General features: G+C 59.7%; 1 pseudogene. It reads left to right on the plus strand.

From position 1 onward, the window contains the following. Positions 1–189: 189 nt before the first annotated feature. Positions 190–320 (plus strand): annotated as a pseudogene (locus IE318_RS43900) (TetR/AcrR family transcriptional regulator); the annotation flags it as partial.

Here is a 320-nt window from a genome sequence, read left to right on the forward strand (position 1 = left end):
TGCCCGGCAGGACCACCTCGACGCGTTCTTCTGTGTTCATCACAAGCTCCGCTATCCGCTGTTGCTTTCGTTATAGGGCGTAACCAGACTGCGCCGCAAGGGCCTATGACGTCAAGGAGAGGCGGGAGGTTTTTTTAGATAGACAAATGTATGTGATATCTTCTAACAGCCACGGAGAAGGTGATCACCATGACACAGAAGTCGGCGTCCCCGCGCGACAGGTACCGGACCCATGTGCGCGCCGAGATCAAGGAACGCGCCTGGGCCCAGATCGCCGGGGCGGGGGCCTCCGCGCTCTCCCTGAACGCCATCGCCAAGCA

Source organism: Streptomyces spiralis (assembly GCF_014654675.1).
Classification (GTDB): Bacteria; Actinomycetota; Actinomycetes; order Streptomycetales; family Streptomycetaceae; genus Streptomyces; species Streptomyces spiralis.